Source organism: Finegoldia sp. (assembly GCF_046991905.1).
In the GTDB taxonomy this organism is placed as follows: Bacteria; Bacillota; Clostridia; order Tissierellales; family Peptoniphilaceae; genus Finegoldia.
The window spans coordinates 1-15,787 of the sequence record NZ_JBKWZF010000032.1 but is presented as its reverse complement, the minus strand read 5'-3'; the positions used below and the strand labels follow the sequence as shown (position 1 = coordinate 15,787).

At 35.5% G+C, this 15,787-nt stretch carries 15 protein-coding genes and 1 pseudogene; all 16 read right to left on the bottom strand.

Annotated features, from left to right (window positions below; genetic code table 11):
• Positions 1-480: recombinase family protein (locus tag ACLUJM_RS10130; RefSeq protein ID WP_412412760.1), on the bottom strand; the 480-nt coding region annotated here is incomplete at its 3' end.
• A 654-nt stretch (positions 481-1,134) separates the two neighbouring features.
• Positions 1,135-2,031 (bottom strand): annotated as a pseudogene (locus tag ACLUJM_RS10125) (virulence RhuM family protein).
• Between the two features lie 286 nt (positions 2,032-2,317).
• Positions 2,318-3,076 (bottom strand): HNH endonuclease, encoded by a 759-nt coding sequence (locus tag ACLUJM_RS10120; protein WP_254225305.1) that lies wholly within the window; start codon positions 3,074-3,076, stop codon positions 2,318-2,320.
• 11 nt (positions 3,077-3,087) lie between these two features.
• Positions 3,088-5,046, bottom strand: coding sequence for a DUF2075 domain-containing protein (locus ACLUJM_RS10115; RefSeq protein WP_008817738.1), 1,959 nt, complete (start codon positions 5,044-5,046; stop codon positions 3,088-3,090).
• Positions 5,047-5,056: 10 nt separating this feature from the next.
• Positions 5,057-6,667 (bottom strand): DNA cytosine methyltransferase, encoded by a 1,611-nt coding sequence (locus ACLUJM_RS10110; RefSeq protein WP_008817739.1) that lies wholly within the window; start codon positions 6,665-6,667, stop codon positions 5,057-5,059.
• A gap of 12 nt (positions 6,668-6,679) precedes the next feature.
• Entirely contained in the window at positions 6,680-8,761 is a 2,082-nt protein-coding gene (locus ACLUJM_RS10105; protein WP_008817740.1) for an AIPR family protein, read from the bottom strand.
• 21 nt (positions 8,762-8,782) lie between these two features.
• Positions 8,783-9,715 carry a PD-(D/E)XK motif protein gene (locus ACLUJM_RS10100; protein WP_008817741.1) on the bottom strand — a complete coding sequence of 311 codons (933 nt, stop codon included), beginning with the start codon at positions 9,713-9,715 and terminating at the stop codon, positions 8,783-8,785.
• Positions 9,715-12,462: a Z1 domain-containing protein gene (locus ACLUJM_RS10095; RefSeq protein ID WP_008817742.1), complete on the bottom strand. Its 2,748-nt coding sequence runs from the start codon at positions 12,460-12,462 to the stop codon at positions 9,715-9,717. The genes ACLUJM_RS10100 and ACLUJM_RS10095 overlap by 1 nt, the downstream gene beginning before the upstream one ends.
• 236 nt (positions 12,463-12,698) lie before the next feature.
• Positions 12,699-12,983: an HU family DNA-binding protein gene (locus ACLUJM_RS10090; RefSeq protein WP_002607797.1), complete on the bottom strand. Its 285-nt coding sequence runs from the start codon at positions 12,981-12,983 to the stop codon at positions 12,699-12,701.
• Between the two features lie 4 nt (positions 12,984-12,987).
• The gene (locus ACLUJM_RS10085) at positions 12,988-13,233 is read right to left on the bottom strand and encodes a hypothetical protein (protein WP_002607798.1); all 246 of its coding nucleotides are present in this window, start codon (positions 13,231-13,233) and stop codon (positions 12,988-12,990) included.
• A 16-nt stretch (positions 13,234-13,249) separates the two neighbouring features.
• Complete coding sequence (locus ACLUJM_RS10080; RefSeq protein ID WP_002607799.1) at positions 13,250-13,441, bottom strand: hypothetical protein; 192 nt, start codon at positions 13,439-13,441, stop codon at positions 13,250-13,252.
• Positions 13,438-13,632, bottom strand: a complete 195-nt coding sequence (locus ACLUJM_RS10075) for a hypothetical protein (protein WP_002607800.1) — start codon at positions 13,630-13,632, stop codon at positions 13,438-13,440. The genes ACLUJM_RS10080 and ACLUJM_RS10075 overlap by 4 nt, the downstream gene beginning before the upstream one ends.
• A 12-nt stretch (positions 13,633-13,644) precedes the next feature.
• On the bottom strand, positions 13,645-14,073 hold the full coding sequence (locus ACLUJM_RS10070; protein WP_233108930.1) for a hypothetical protein: 429 nt from the start codon (positions 14,071-14,073) through the stop codon (positions 13,645-13,647).
• 243 nt (positions 14,074-14,316) lie between these two features.
• Positions 14,317-14,802, bottom strand: coding sequence for a single-stranded DNA-binding protein (gene ssb, locus ACLUJM_RS10065; RefSeq protein WP_002607803.1), 486 nt, complete (start codon positions 14,800-14,802; stop codon positions 14,317-14,319).
• A 105-nt stretch (positions 14,803-14,907) separates the two neighbouring features.
• Positions 14,908-15,144: a transposase gene (locus tag ACLUJM_RS10060; protein ID WP_002607804.1), complete on the bottom strand. Its 237-nt coding sequence runs from the start codon at positions 15,142-15,144 to the stop codon at positions 14,908-14,910.
• A 35-nt stretch (positions 15,145-15,179) separates the two neighbouring features.
• The gene (locus tag ACLUJM_RS10055; protein WP_233108931.1) at positions 15,180-15,575 is read right to left on the bottom strand and encodes a hypothetical protein; all 396 of its coding nucleotides are present in this window, start codon (positions 15,573-15,575) and stop codon (positions 15,180-15,182) included.
• Positions 15,576-15,787: the final 212 nt, after the last annotated feature.

Below are 15,787 nucleotides of genomic sequence, written 5' to 3'. Positions count from 1 at the left end.
CTCATTCTCTGCCTGTGTCAGAGATTCAATAATCGCAATCATTAAATCACTATCCGTCTTTGCCGTATCCAGTTCTTCCTGCTCAAATATCACCCTTACCCCAAGTTGCTTTAATTGATTCAATGCCTCTAAGATTTCAACTGTATCTCTTCCAAACCTGCTGATACTCTTTGTCATAATAATATTCAATTTATTAGCCTTACCGTCTTCCAGCATACGATTAAACTCTTTGCGTGACGAGCCTGTTTTGCTAGTGGCAATGTCCATATAAACATCTGCCAGAAGCCATTGAGGCATAGCCGCTGTCAGTTTTGTCAATGCGATACCTGGGCTGTCAGGCTTTGTAATTGTTCTGCACTGTTGGTACTTACACGGCAATAACTGCCTACTTTCTCTTCTCTCTTTGGAATCGGAGGTATGAAGTGTATTCTTGAATTTTCTCGCATATTTTTCCTCCTCGACCTCGTGCCTACTTATCATAAGTTCATTTTCCGCATATAGTAATTAGCCTGTTCAACAATATTGTCAACTCAACCCGGGAAAAATCCATCCTATCTCCACAACCTACCCAATATCCATTCTGTCAACTCAACTATCCGTATTGATATGTTCCCATACCTTGATTTTACAGGCTTTTCCGTGATTCCAATGTACGCAAAAATCAGAATCTATTTTTTGAAATCCCCTGTTTTCTAGCCTTTTTTGTACATCTATTTCTCAACCCTTGACATCAATACAACGCACTCAACGTGGCTCGATAGGTCCGGATTGATGTCGGTCATCGGGAACCTATCCAGACTAATATGGTTTGTATCAAAATATCTCCGTTTGTTCGTGGAAACATATCTACAAATTCTGTAGCAAAAATATCTTGATACATTCCGCTATCCATATTACAGTCTGGACCTCGCCCGTTTACGGAAAAAGTTCAACTTTTTTATTCGTTTCTACTATTATAGTGATTCCAACATAAAAGTCAAATTCTGTGAGGAACCGTCATCGCCTCAACCTTGTCCGTTCTTCCTACAAAAAACAGGTCAACAGCTATTTTTCGTCCTAACTGCTAGCCAGGTTTCCATGCACTCGACCTTGTTGTGCCTGAAAATCCGGCATTGAAAGGGAGAACTGATCCTATTACTTCTTCACATTCTCTTCCAATTCCAACATGTATTTATCAAAGTCAGACATGAACAATCTGTCCTGAATAACACGATACTTTTCAAATTCTGTCTCAGCATGAAGCTTTGCAATTTCAGCTGACACTTTCCCTGCATCCTGTAAAATACCATAATCAAACATTTCAATAAAGCTATTAAGCCGTTTTTCCCAGTCCTGCATCGTGAGTGGAATATGTCTTAATGTCATGTTCTCAGCAAAATCCAAGTATGCAGTAACCATACGATTCAGCTATTTCATTTCATCCTGGCTCAAATAATTCTTGGCAACCGTAACATCACTCTTCTTAATTTTGCCTTCAGGAGCGTCTGCCCAAGTAGTTAATCCCATATGCTCTCTTGTATGATCAGCTCTTTCTACAATCAGTTCAGCCGCCGTATGACCATGAACTGCATAATGCATTTTATTCTGAACTGTTGCGTAGAATCTCCTGGTAGTTGCGGAATTCTTATCGTAATCAATGGCAGTGGCATACAGGTCAGTTATTTTCTGATAAAACTTTCTTTCGCTTGCTCGAATTTCACGAATTCGTTCTAACTGCTCATCAAAATACTTTTCTGTCAGATAAGTTCCGCGTTTGAGACGTTCGTCATCCATAACCCAGCCTTTGATGGTGTAGTCCTTGGCAATTTGATTGACCCATTTACGGAACTGCACCGCACGCTCTGAATTTACCTTAAAGCCTACTGCAATAATCATCTCCAAGGAATAGTGATTTGTGCTGTAGCTTTTTCCGTCAGCGGCAGTTATCCGAAATTTTCGGATAACTGAATCCTCTTGTAATTCGCTATCACTGAAGATTTTTTTTACATGATAATTTATGGTGCGAACATCCACATCGTACAACGTGGCCATCATCTTCTGTGTCAGCCATATATTCTCATCCTCATAGCGCATCTCAATACTGTCCTGCTGATCGCCAACAGAGGCAACATAAGTTAGATATTCTGCAGCACTGGAACGGATGGTTATTTCATCTTTTTTCTTTTTCAAATAGGGAACCTCCTTCTGGTTATTTCTCATCCATATCAAAGCGTCTTTACCATAACAGTTATATCGATTGAATCATAATCTTTAATACATTAAAATGATCAAAAAAGATTTTTCATTAAGCTTTTCTTTTATTTTAATGTCTTATCATTCAATAATAACTCACCAATTGTTCAAAAGATACTACTATGCCTATCTGTTTTAATAATTCCCTTCTTTGAACATACAACTCATATAGCACTTCTTTGTACGAGGCGCCATAATGCAACATATTATGACAATTACTACAAAGTGATACAATATTTTGTTCTCTGTCCAAATCAATTCCTGGAAAATCACGATACGTCGATAATGGGATCAAATGATGTGGCTCTGTATAATTATCAGAACTATTTCTTCGTTTAAAAACAAAATGTGAATTATCTACTTCGCACAAATACTTTGCTCGCCTCAAAGCATTCTTCGACTCATTTTGTTTTCGAGGATATATGTATTGTGTTCTCTCCACAATCAAAGGAGCCTCCCTTAGAGTAGCGTCATATTGAATTTCTTGATTGAAATGTTCGATAAATTGTCGTTCCTCTGTACTCTCTGTTTGGAAATCTTCTCTAATAATTTCTTTAGCCAAAATATGCTTAGCTTTTTCTACTGCTTTTTTATCTACACGTTTGCTTTCAATAATAATACGTAATGCTTCCTTCTCCTGTCCTGATTCAAATATATGTCTTGCTCTTGGAATTCGAAAGTTTTGACTATCTGACTTCGATCCTGGATTCTCCGAAAGAATCTTTTTAGCCAATTCGTCTTTTGAAATAGAAAAATCTTTGAAGTCATAATAAAAATTTACAAACACAGCTTTTCCAACTGCTGCTAACGTTTTATTTAAATCTTCATACTTTATATCCTTCAAAATATCACCCCTCATATTTCTTTCATTCCAGTGCTCTTCAAATATTGAAAAGTCCTATCATAATAATCCTTGTTTCTTGATGGATCTTCATCAGACCCTTCAGGGACATAAATAATCAATCCCTGTCTTGCTCTGGTTAACAAAACTCTATAAGCATTTTTTAGATATCTCTGCCTTCGTTCCTGATTAACATGATTCCATTTCGTGCCCCTGAACTTAAAATAATCAAATCCTTCAGTCGTATACCTAAAATCAGCATCCCATGCTAGTATTGCATAATCTACCTCTAAACCTTGTACTTTAAATTCAGACGCCGCCACTTCTAAGTAATATGATGAGTCAACATTATCTTTCCCATTTAAAAACCACCCTACATGATTTATATCTGATGGAACCCATATGCCTTCAGCTCGCAATCTTTTTCCTTCTGAGCTTGCTAAAAGTCCATACCGTTCTGTTCCACGAGCTTTATCCTTCACCCATTTTTTTGCGGTTTCAAGATCTCGTGTCAGAAAAATCGGATATGAATGTTTAAGTTCATTATTGACGCTTTTGGCCTCTTCCGCCTTTTCATCTAACAATAGTTTTACAAAAAGAGCTAATTTTTCGCTTCTGAACGAGCGTAGCGAAACCCCTAAATGCAAATCGGAAATGCAGTGATACTCTCGTCCATGTAGCAATGTCGAAATATCTGATTTTCCTACGTATTCTGTATCTGTAATTTTATCTGACAGGTATACCTTCCAGTCTGGATAATCATCTGCCAGAGTTTCAAACCAATCCTGAATTCCTGCTTCTCCGTTATATATTTCTTGTCCACCACCTACAAGACAAACTATAACGGCCCAATCTCTATGTCTGTCCATAATACCAATCAAAAATTCAGGTTCTGACTGGTTAAAATCGGGAATTCCTTTTTTTCGCTTCATAAAATCAGCGAGTGACTCTTTGTTCCATGCTCTTTGAGCCTCATCAAAAATTGCCACCTTCTCTACTGGTACCATATCCGTAGTCAAAGCCTCATCTCTAAACTTATGAATAATTTGAATAAAGGCTTTCGTTTCCCGGAGAGCTCTTTTTTTAGTCACGCCTTCTCTCTCCGCACAATCTATTGCAAGCGCATTCTGCAAAACATCAACCAGTGGACCATTTCCAGAAAGAAAAACAGCATGTTCATCTTCATTAAAATGATGACGTTTGTTTGCTATATTCAAGCCAGCGAGTGTTTTTCCAGCACCAGGAACACCTGTAACAAAACATATAGCTTTTTCGTTGTTCTTCTTGCACTGATCAATTATATCAGAAATCGCTGCTGTTGTTATCGTTAAATTTTTTGCACCAGCATCATTCCTAGAAATATCTTCTACACCGTGTTTTCTATACAATGCCTGCGCAGCTTCAATGATGGTCGGTGTAGGAACGTATCTTGAATTTATCCACTCCAGTGCAGGTAACGGCGTATCATTAATTGTCGAAATACTTTCTCGAATAGTACTGCCAATATTGTCTTCATTACACAAAAGAGTGTTATGAATATTATCTGGCATACAATAATATTCATTCTGTTTTTCTAACGCCTTCGTTGAAACGTTAATCGGGACAAGATGCCTGGCCCTACTTTTATCATGAAAGTATTTCAAATCCAATGCATAATCCATTACCTGATCTGTAGTAGATTTCTTGTACTCTTTATCTCCAACCTTAAACTCTAAGAGAAAAATAATTCCTTCTATTATACATATCACATCTACTCTGTGTCCCATTCTTGGTATGGTATATTCGAAAATAATGTCACCTTGAGAAAAATCAACTAATTGTTCCTTTAAAATTTGAATTTCCGATCTCCAAGCCATCTTTTGGAGATCGGTAGTTTCAAACTCATCATTAATCAATAACTGGCCGAGAACAGACTCCTCATCTTCTAATATAAAGTTGGTTATAGAATTAAAATAGTATGCTCTTCGACTCATAAGTATCTCCTTATTTCTTTGATAATGCTTTATTAAGCTGGTTAGCCAATTTCTTTGCTATAGCTTTTGCCATTATAGGCGGTACCGCATTCCCTACCTGCTGATATTGCTTATCCTTTGTTCCGCAAAAAACAAAACTATCTGGAAAGGTCTGCAAACGAGCTGCTTCTCTTATACTTACTGCTCTATCTTTTGTAGGATGCACCCACATTGATTTACGCACATTGACAACGGTACCAGACGGCTCATCGTATTTTAAACGAAGATAGATTGTGTTCTGGGTTCTTGTAACATCTGTATAAGTGTTCGTCTTCATCTCATCAGATAAGGAATGAAAATTTTGTCCCTGATCTAACGCTTTAAAACGCTCCATAGCTGTCGGTGTCGTTTTCGTTATAATGTGATTATGCAATATCTTAGAATCACGAAGTGTCTGAGCCAAATCACTTAAATTAGTTTTAGCTTGTAGCTTTATGCCATTTTTATCATCAGATACATTATAGACCGGCTCAACATCTTCTAAGTCTTTAATCGCGTCCGCAACCGTCCTATATGGACCATCTTTAAATTTTCCTTCCGGAAGTTTCACTTCATCAGTAATATCTTTACGAATTCCCATTACTATAAAACGCATTCTTTTTTGCGGAGCTCCAAACTGGGTTGCGGAAAGAACATCTGCCGAAATTGCATATCCGTCATCATCGTTGGTCCCCTTTAGCTTTGCCTTTAAATAATCAAAAACTGCATATGAACGTATATTGGCTATCAGACCTTTATTGTCAGTATAACTATCAACCACAATATCGTTTTCAAATATTTCCTGTGCCTTACTTATCATTCTTTGGTACATAATTGCCGGTTCAATTAATGCCTTGATCTGAGATGCTTCTATTTTCCCAGCGTAATAATCCAGTATTGCATTAAACGCAACCATATCAGCGTTGATAATGAAATCATCTTCATTTCGCTTGGTGTGCTTCTCTGATATTTTTATCAAACGATCTTTATGATTCTCCAATACAGCTTTAAATTTGGTTACATTCTTAGATGCTTTATAGATAACATTCAATTCGAGATAATCAAAATCATCCCATTTATATCGAGCAATTTCTTGCTCAGACTGCACAATGTTAATCGCTTCATCAAACATAAACTCAGCATCCAGTAAAGCCAACTCTGTATTAGCAGTTTTAATCACATTGCTTTCCACTAATTCTAGGTCATCCTCACATAGGTAGAATCTGTGAACATCTGATCTAAGCATACTTACATTTTCCATTACAAATGCCTTTGGTTTTAGTTCTAAGATTGCTCTAATATACTGTTTCACCAGGGAATTATTCTGACTGATTGCATGATTTTTTTGCCTATTTGCATTAGAAAATCCCTGGCAAGGTGGTCCTCCAATTACAACATCAATGTCGCCATATTTTTCTTTTATTTCCGCGAAATTAGCATCTCTAACATCTCCGAATACAGCTACTCCAGGATGATTTTTCTTATATGTCTCCTGCATAGCAGGATTAAATTCATATGCAACTTTTATATCGAATTTTTTTGTTTGCATAAAACCCAGGCTCAATCCCCCAGCACCCGCAAACAAATCTATTGTATTAAACATAGTTCCTCCATCTTACGCTTCCGTATTAAAGCCTTCTTCGGAGGCTTTTCGTAGCAATGCAAGTAAGCGTTTGCATTGATAAGTGTTTGGTATTTTAGCAGGCATTTTACATGCAATCGCTAATGCAGATACATCTGTAGGTGTTACCATATGATTTCTAACAACAAACTCTGATAGTCGCATCCACATTTCTACAGGATAATTTACTACTGTTGTCTGAGCCTGAATTTCATTTACAACCTTCTGCTCTTTCTTAGCGGACTTTTGTGCAGCCTTCTGTTCATCAATAGTAATTAAATAATTCTCAATATCTTCAGGAATATCCATATTGATTTTCTTCACATCTTCCCAGCAATCATTTTTCTTACACCACTGAGTAACGTTTGCAACTTTTCTTGACGGATCAGTTATTCGAAGAAGAACCAGCTCTGCCAATGCGATTAAAACTGTACCCACTTGTTCAGGTACACTTTGTCTATTCCAAATCAGCATTAAATCAAGTTCCTGTCCTTGATATTGACTATGCAACAATCTTCTAAATTGTGCCAATGTGTAATATATGATATTTGCACGATATCCGCCCTCATACCAAGGCTGTTTTGGTATTGTCTTCTCTAGATATTGAAACAAGAGAATCAACGCAGCAGTAGTTTGGAAATATCTCTCATTAAACTGTTCCTCATTTGTATTCCATTGCTCATCTATATACTCTGCAAACGAGTTAAAATTGGTCTGTGCACCTTTACTCACAATCTGAGGGAATCCTCTCCATGTATTTTGTACCTTCGCAAGATCTGTTTTCTTAATTACCTTATTCTTAGGATGTTGTAACTCAAATTGTTTTTTCTTTGCCGGTGTCAAGCGCATCTGTTCTTGCAGATATTGTCCTCTTGCTCTTTCGTAAAACCATTTAGTTTCATACTGTACGCCTTCAGATGCCGGTGCAAATAAATGTCTTGAGATTTGTTCCATACGACGATGAAACGGATGAGATGCAAAAAAGTCTGCATCACTAACCTTATTCTGACTGTTTGAAGATCTAGAAATATTTCTGATCAACTCATCCGACTCTTCTGGTGTTGATTCATCAATTGAAGTCAATTTCATTTGAACAAAAATAGATGATAAATCTGCTTTATCCTTATATCTTGCATTTGAAATAGAGGCCGTTGTCTGTCCACCATTAATAATCTGAAAGTCTCTAACGAAGGTGATAAATCTTCCATGGTTTGTATCTTCTATCTCAACGTCCATTGCAGTTGCTGAAATTCCATTATTAAATGCAAAAAACATCTGTGGATTATTCAGGATAGTCCCTCTGATTTTCTTATTGACCGCTACTTTAGTAGATAAGAATGACCTGACATTTCCCTCCAAAAGTTTACTGCCATACTTGTCATATATATCAGCCAAAACGGTTCCAGGAATTACTCCCAAATAGCTACTATACTGTTCTGTAGACGCAGAACTAGCCTCTATACATGGAATGCCTTCTCCACAATACTCCTTAAAATCAATCTCAATAATTTGACGGCCTTGTTCTGAACAGCAGACTCTGAACAAACGATCTATATCCCAAATCTGACCTTCTACAGGAATGGAATTATAGTCATCAATTTCTACTGTTTTTATAGTAGCACTCATATCTGCATCAGTGAATACAAGAAAACGATATTTACGAATTGCCTTTTTGTTATACCTTAAGAGATCTACTAAATCTGCACATGGTGTACTCATCTCTATTTCTTGGTATAGATTAGTCGTCAATGCTACATCAAGAAATTTCATGAGCAGACCAAAATCCTTATTTGCAGCTGTTCCAGTAAGTCGACGTTCCAAATCATTACCATCAAAATCTGCAATAATAAGATTCATTGTGTTATCGAACTCGTCGTATACATATCCGTCTACCCTATAATTACTACGTCCACTTTTCCCCTTATAAAAAGATGGTGTGAAATCAGATAACGCTTCAGCATCAATTAAATACTGAGCCATATTATCTACAAAGGATGCACATGACCCTTCTCCAGTAACTGCTGCTGCAGTTTTTATACTCTCTATAAAATCTTTTTTAAATTCGGTAGAATCCATGTTAACATCCTCCCATTTTTATTACTTCTCCCAGCTTTTTATACTTGGGATATCTATCTGATATTCAGCATTTGTTATCTCTGTTGGAACATCAGCTCTCCGTATTCTCGGAAATAATTCATTTACAACATATACTTGTTTTGAGGATGTATTAAAATACTGTTTATCATATTCTTTCATGTCAATATATCCTGCTGAGCCAAGTTTAAATATTAACTCATCTGGATTTTCGCCGCGTCGTGAAATCAACTCTATCACTTCATGAACCAATCCATATAACGTAAATGATTTCGGTTGATCCGGCGCACATTTATCAATTCGATAAATGACCAATTCTCCTTCGTCGTTTCTATCTAATTGCTCAACAGAAGAAATCGATATCTCTGAAGATGAAGCCCATGTAGATTTTATCTCATGCCAACAATCTGCATATACAAAATCTTGATCCGCTCCTTCTGAGCCAACCCATCCAGCTAAAGCAACAGACGGTAACATTCCATCCTCTATTTTTTCTTTCAAAAACAACAACTCTCCAATGAGACCTTTTTGTGTGTTACTACCTAACACTGCGTTGCTTTTATGGTCTAATAACTTTAACCACGCATTATATCTGCGCAATACTTTAAGCAATGCTACATCGTCAGTTTCCACATTGGAATATTCTATAATATCTCCTGCCATTGTTATGAAAACATCTTCCTGTTTTCTATCCATCAAAGTAAAGGAAATCGCATATTTACCGTCCTTTCTCTGATTACATGTAGCATCGATACATTTTGACGAATCTAGTTTTCTAATAGCTTTTTTGCTCACTATTACAACAGACTTATGCTCTGGCGTTGCATATCGAACATACCATTCAAGAGGATGCTTTACAGACAATTTCAATGCTCCACCAGAATAGTAATTAATAGTATTCCATTTTTCTCTTAATTCGTTTTCTTTACCACTCATTACATATCCTCCTCGTCATCATAATTGTCATAAACATCCACCCAATTTCTCAACTCAATTAAGTTAACTTTATAATTCGCAGTTTCAGTGGAGCCATTAGTTTTAGGGAAACCAACTCCCAACGCAAATAAAAATTCAGGTAAATCTTTATTCTCAGCCTTTGAATAATCAGCTTGTATTATATGTAACATTAAAATTGGATTTCTATTGGCGATCAGATACGCTTTGTCCGGAATATTTTTCTTATTCTCATTTCCAGGTATAGATCTATATGCTTTTTCCGCATCTTGAATCTCGTCTTTGGATAATCCAATTCGTGTACATCCACCAGCTCCAACACGCAACTTAGTGCCACTCACGCTGATCATTTTTTTATCAGCTAAAATTTTTCTTTTTTCTGTCCCTTCAATCTCCAGCATTTCATCACCGCACTGCAACGGTTCATTGAACGGAATGCCTGTTCCTGTTTTTATTAATACTACATCCCATCCATTGCTCCAATGATGGCTCTCTATAAATTCCGCAAGTGCTCTACCATTGAAACTCAAATGCCATGGGTTTGTCTCGAAATCCAACAACAATTGAGCCACATTATCTCCCGGAACATTCTTCCAGTAATAATGTCCCTTCGTACGTTCTTCATCAAAAAATCTGTCTCCAATACTACTCAACGAATTTACAAAATTCTTGAATGCAATCTCATTTGAAGCCAAAATATTTTTTGATGCTTTTAATCTAGGTGTCTCAAGCAAATTACCAGACACTGTAACAGGACATGTCAAATCAGTTGCTGTACGCATCTTGTTTCGCGCAGTCACAATTAATGCGCCAGGATCTTGTCGAACTTTCAGACCAAAGTCTCTAGGAGTTTGATTTGCATTTCTCATTTTCGAGATTTCTTCCTTAAGTTCAGCTGTAGCTCTAGTAATTTGTCCATACCAATCGATAGCCTCTGGTGTCATCCATACCTTTGCAATATCCCCGTAATTTGGTCTATATCCGAACCAACGCCCCATCTGTAACAAAGTATCGTACATCTTTGTATTACGATGAAAATATGTTACGCCAAGGCCCTCTAAGGTCAAACCTCTCGACATACTATTTCCACCTACAGCAATTACACGCAAACCATCATTCTTATGATTAAAATAATCTAAACTCGCTGCACCAGTTTTCATATTTACTGCACGAACTTCAATAGGAGAAATTGCCTTGTGCAAATAATTTTTTAGCAAGTCTTCCCATTCTATTCCAACAATCCCACTCAAATGATACTTGTCCCAAACAACATGCATCGCTTTTATATTTTTTATTTTTTCACTTTGAGAAAGTGGTAATTTAGCATAGTTTCGAACATCCGATTTCACCTGATCTAACCACACATTCAGCATTTCTTGTATCTGATTTTGAACATTGGTATAAAGGCTTATATGTACCATCATAGATCTATGTTCTGTAAGGTCACCTCTATAGTCGCGAATTGCATTTAATAACAAGAAATAATATGTAGCTTCATATAAATCCTCAGGCAAATCTTCTACCATAAAGTCTTTTTTATGTTTTGGAGGAAAGCACGCTTCTAACTCTTCTATATCAATCTCCTGAAGCATGTGATCACTATCAGAATTTTCTCCAAATATTCTATCAGCCCCAATATAATTAGTTGGAGCGGATAGTGCATAAATAAAATCAGCTGGAAAGAGATCATCATCTTTTTCCGGATCGATAAATATATTTGCAAAAGGCGTCGCAGTAATGCCTAAATACGTAGTTTTACTGAATAGATTCAATAAGCGTCTAATACAGTCATTAATTGCTGCAGGCTTAGAATCTTCGTCTTTTGTATTAACTGATGCGTTATCAGCCTCATCATCAATTAGCATGAGAGGAAGATCAATCTGTCCGGCGGCATTTTGCGTGTTATTATCTGATAGCCACTTGATCAAATTATTTAAAATTCTTTTATTCTTCTTCACCACTAAAATAACAGGGCAATTAACGTTTTCGATGCCCAAATTATTGTTTCTAAGAATACCGCTATCAAAATCTTTGGTCACGGAAGTAAATGCAACGATTTTTTTATCTGTTCCGTATCTTCCTACACCGACCGGCTGATTCTTTATACCCTGTTCGGCTTTAGGGTCCAGATAATATTCGCTCTTTCTTCCGGTACATTCGGCATCCAATCTTTCTTGTGTTTGCTTGCGCAAATTCTCCTGCATACCAGCTAAGACAATAATAATCCGATAACCTGTATCTGCTGCTTTATTACAAATGGCTGTGTAGTTAGCAGTTTTACCTGACTGCACATCTCCTAGCACCAGACCTTTTATTGCAAAATGATCTTCTGACGGATCACCACATAAATCTAATATTTCATCAGAAACTTTTCCTAGATTTGTTGTAACTCTCGGATTCCAATGTTTAATTTCTTCCAGATACTTCTTATATCTGTTCCAAAAAAAGAAGTCGAAATCGGCTCTCTTTGAAGGTAACCATGACTGATGCCCGTTATTACGATCGTTAATATATACCCCAATATCCATCTGGATTACTAATGATTGCTTGAGTCTAGAAATTATCTCTGCAAATTCATCATCAGAAACCGGCATAATAGGCGCATTTGCATTTCTTAACAAAGTGGCTTTCTCCAAAAATTCTTCTTCTGTAGGAGGAACTTCCTTATAAATATTGTTAACAAATGCTGAGATTATATTTTCTAATTGTTCAACATATGGATTAATCATTCTTCAAAATATCCTCCTTAATTTTTTCTACTAAAAAATTCTGAATATGAAGTGAAGTAATTATGCGTGTTTATAATATCTGCATTGTCTATAAAAGACTTAAAATATATATGTTTTACTTTTTTTCGTATCACTCTTGTATCAATTTAACAAAAGGCAAATGGCATTTTTCCAAATGCCTTTTTTTGATGCCAAAAAAGAAAAAATGCCAAGTTCTGAACAAGGCATTTGTATAGTTATTTTACTTGATCTTTTAGTGCTTTACTTGGCTTGAATTTTACTGATTTACTTGCAGGAATTTCGATTTTTTCTTTTGTAGCAGGATTGATTCCAGTTCTCGCAGAGCGTTCAGTTACTTCAAATTTACCAAACCCTGAAATTTCAACTGTATTGCCTTCAGCCAGTGCTTTTGCGATTTCTGTAAATACTGTTTCCACTGCTTCCATTCCTGCACTTTTTGTTGTTGCTAGTGCGTTTTTTACACTTTCAGCTAAATCCACTTTTTTAATTGTTGTTTTCATATTCTTATTCTCCTTTTAGTTTAATTCCAACTTTTTCTTCAACTGTTTCAATATAAGTATCTAAACCTATGTACCCTTTCGTCAAATTCTCAATTTTTTCAGTTAGGTTACATAATAGAGTTTCAATATCTTCTTTCTTTACTCCTGCCTCAAATAAAACTTCAGTAATTGAAGACAAATAAATATTGCTCACTCTTTCAGAAATTTTTTGATCTCTCATTTTGCGTAGTTGTTCTTCTCTCCTGCTCACTCAATCACTCCTTTAGTTATTTATCAATGTCGAAAAAATCATCTGTAATATCAATATCTAAATCAATTTCATCTTTTTCTTCTAAGATATCCTTAACAATACTTCCTTTACCGCAAACAGTATCTAATAAACTGTAATATTTTTCTCCTACATCAGTAACATCAATTTCTTTTACACATTTAGATAACCAATCATGTTCATTACTCATTTTTCTACGATTGCATCTACAGTAGCATAACGCATTGGTTCTTTCGATACATAGCCTGAACCCTGTCTATGTTCAAATCCCATACTTTCAAGAAAATTTCGTATATCTGTATAGGCTTGAGTAATACCTTTTGGATGGAATTCTCTCAATTTCTTTGTATCCAAATCAAAGTTGATAGCTTTTTTATTCATACAAACATCCTATTAAAGAGTAATTCCTTTCAATGATGAAATGCAATCTTCCACTTCTCCTTGGATATACCATAGCCACTTTTCTACTAGCAAAGGAAACCATTTTGTTTCAGGTAATTGTGCGATTGCAACGCTAAATGTAGAGAAACTATTATCATCTTCAATACATTCATATATTCCTTGTCCAAGTTTAGGTACTCCTCGATTTTCAAAATAATCATCAATGGCTTTATATCCTTTGTTTACATCAATTCCATGAAGCTTTGCTTTTTCTTCGCTCAAGACAATTTCCATCCTCATAATTTGTGGTTTTTCTTCTTTTTTTTCCCAAACACCTGTTATATATCCCATACAGTCTTCAATTTCTCCGTCAATGTGCCACCACCATTTTTCTACCAATAATGGAAACCATTTTGTTTTGGCTAATTCTCTGTTAATCAATAGAACGGAATCAAAACTTTTTTGACTTATTTAATCATATCATTTACATCAAACAAGATAAACCGACTATGACTAAATTTTTCTGTTTCACGAGTTGAGAATCCTTTTTTATCCACCCAAATATATTAGAATTTATTGTTTTCTCCATAAGGTAAAGCTGTAATCAATCCTAATACTTTTAATTCTTTGTCATAAATTGGATTTCCTACTACAAGTTCTTTCATGTCCATACTCCTTCCTTAATTAAAATGGCAAATCATCTGTAGAAATATCTAGCGTATCAGCAACATCCCAAGGAACGCTTTTTTCTGCTTCAGCAGTTATACTTTGTTGTTGATAATAAGTTTGAACAGGTGGTTGTTCATATGGATATGTCTGTTGTGATTGAGAATATTGTGAAGGTTGTGAATTTTGTTTAGGTTCTAAGAATTGTACATTGTCGCACACTACTTCGGTTACATAAACTTTCTGTCCTTGTTGATTGTTATAAGTTCGTGTTTGGATTCTGCCTTCTATTCCAATGAGAGAACCTTTATGCAAGTAAGTTGTGATGTTTTCGGCTGTTTTTCTCCATGTTACACATTGTATAAAATCAGCATCAGGTTGTCCTGCAACTTGATTTCTTCGATTTACTGCTAATGTAAATGTACAAGTGCTGATTCCTGACATTGTTTTACTTAGCAAAGGGTCTTTCGTTAATCTCCCTACGGCTACCACTCTATTTATCATGCTTATTTCCTCTTCTTTCTAATTTCATTCTTTCTTTAATTTGATAGCTAGTTATAACACTGTAAAGACTATGTATTTCATCATCTTGTTGTTTTAGTAAAGAAATCATTTCTTTTGTAGATAGATTATCATAGGTTTTGCAAATTCTTTATGTTTCTCTATATAATAATCATCACTTTTATCAAAGCAACAAGGATTTTTATTGTATGCCGTAATCCATTTCTCCAGTGTTTTTAAAGGTATTTCATATTCTTCTGCTGTTTTTGATGGAGAATGTCCACAATCACAAGTTAATTGACAAACACCTTTCCTAAATTGGTTTGAATATTTTCTAAATGGCATTTTTACTCCTTCCTATTTATTTTCTAGGTATTCTTTCAAACAACCACTTCTTTTTCTTGAATGTACTTATATACTGCTAATCTTATATAGTCAGCTAATGGTTGTGTTTCTTCAATTTCAAGAAGATACTTATACAATTCCCTATCTGTGTTTCTATTGATGGAAATTGTGAATTGTGAACTGTATTTCATTCCTTCAGGAAACGATTGATATAACTCTTTATCTAATTTTATATCATCCTTTTCTGAAGACATATCATAAGTAATTGCATCTTTTACAAATCTATTTCTTGAAAGTTCTATATGATTTCCCTTATATTGTTTATTCAATCTTTCAAAAAAATTATACAACCTATAATCATATTTCTTACGATATGTGAAATTTATCCTTTGAACATTTTTCCTAATATATTCTTGTTGTCTAGTCATCATTTTCCTTTCTTTAAATTGATATGAAGGGGCTGTGACGAGTAAGAGAAATTAGTATTTCTCTGAAAATCACAGCCCCTTTAAAATCTATCTTCCCAACTTATTTTTAATATCCTCTAAAATTTCATCAACATATACACGATAATCGGATTGAACATTCGATTTATCTTTATCTTCCAATAGAATAACATTCTTTAATGATGCACTTTCTACTG

What these genes read in the sequence shown, in the direction of transcription:
- ACLUJM_RS10080 (WP_002607799.1), bottom strand. Translation starts at nt 13,441, where the DNA reads ATGAGTAATGAACATGATTGGTTATCTAAATGTGTAAAAGAAATTGAT.
- ACLUJM_RS10100 (WP_008817741.1), bottom strand. Translation starts at nt 9,715, where the DNA reads ATGAGTGGTAAAGAAAACGAATTAAGAGAAAAATGGAATACTATTAAT.
- ACLUJM_RS10105 (WP_008817740.1), bottom strand. Translation starts at nt 8,761, where the DNA reads ATGGATTCTACCGAATTTAAAAAAGATTTTATAGAGAGTATAAAAACT.
- ACLUJM_RS10095 (WP_008817742.1), bottom strand. Translation starts at nt 12,462, where the DNA reads ATGATTAATCCATATGTTGAACAATTAGAAAATATAATCTCAGCATTT.
- ACLUJM_RS10110 (WP_008817739.1), bottom strand. Translation starts at nt 6,667, where the DNA reads ATGTTTAATACAATAGATTTGTTTGCGGGTGCTGGGGGATTGAGCCTG.
- ACLUJM_RS10115 (WP_008817738.1), bottom strand. Translation starts at nt 5,046, where the DNA reads ATGAGTCGAAGAGCATACTATTTTAATTCTATAACCAACTTTATATTA.
- ACLUJM_RS10055 (WP_233108931.1), bottom strand. Translation starts at nt 15,575, where the DNA reads ATGATGACTAGACAACAAGAATATATTAGGAAAAATGTTCAAAGGATA.
- ACLUJM_RS10090 (WP_002607797.1), bottom strand. Translation starts at nt 12,983, where the DNA reads ATGAAAACAACAATTAAAAAAGTGGATTTAGCTGAAAGTGTAAAAAAC.
- ACLUJM_RS10075 (WP_002607800.1), bottom strand. Translation starts at nt 13,632, where the DNA reads ATGAATAAAAAAGCTATCAACTTTGATTTGGATACAAAGAAATTGAGA.
- ACLUJM_RS10060 (WP_002607804.1), bottom strand. Translation starts at nt 15,144, where the DNA reads ATGCCATTTAGAAAATATTCAAACCAATTTAGGAAAGGTGTTTGTCAA.
- ssb (WP_002607803.1), bottom strand. Translation starts at nt 14,802, where the DNA reads ATGATAAATAGAGTGGTAGCCGTAGGGAGATTAACGAAAGACCCTTTG.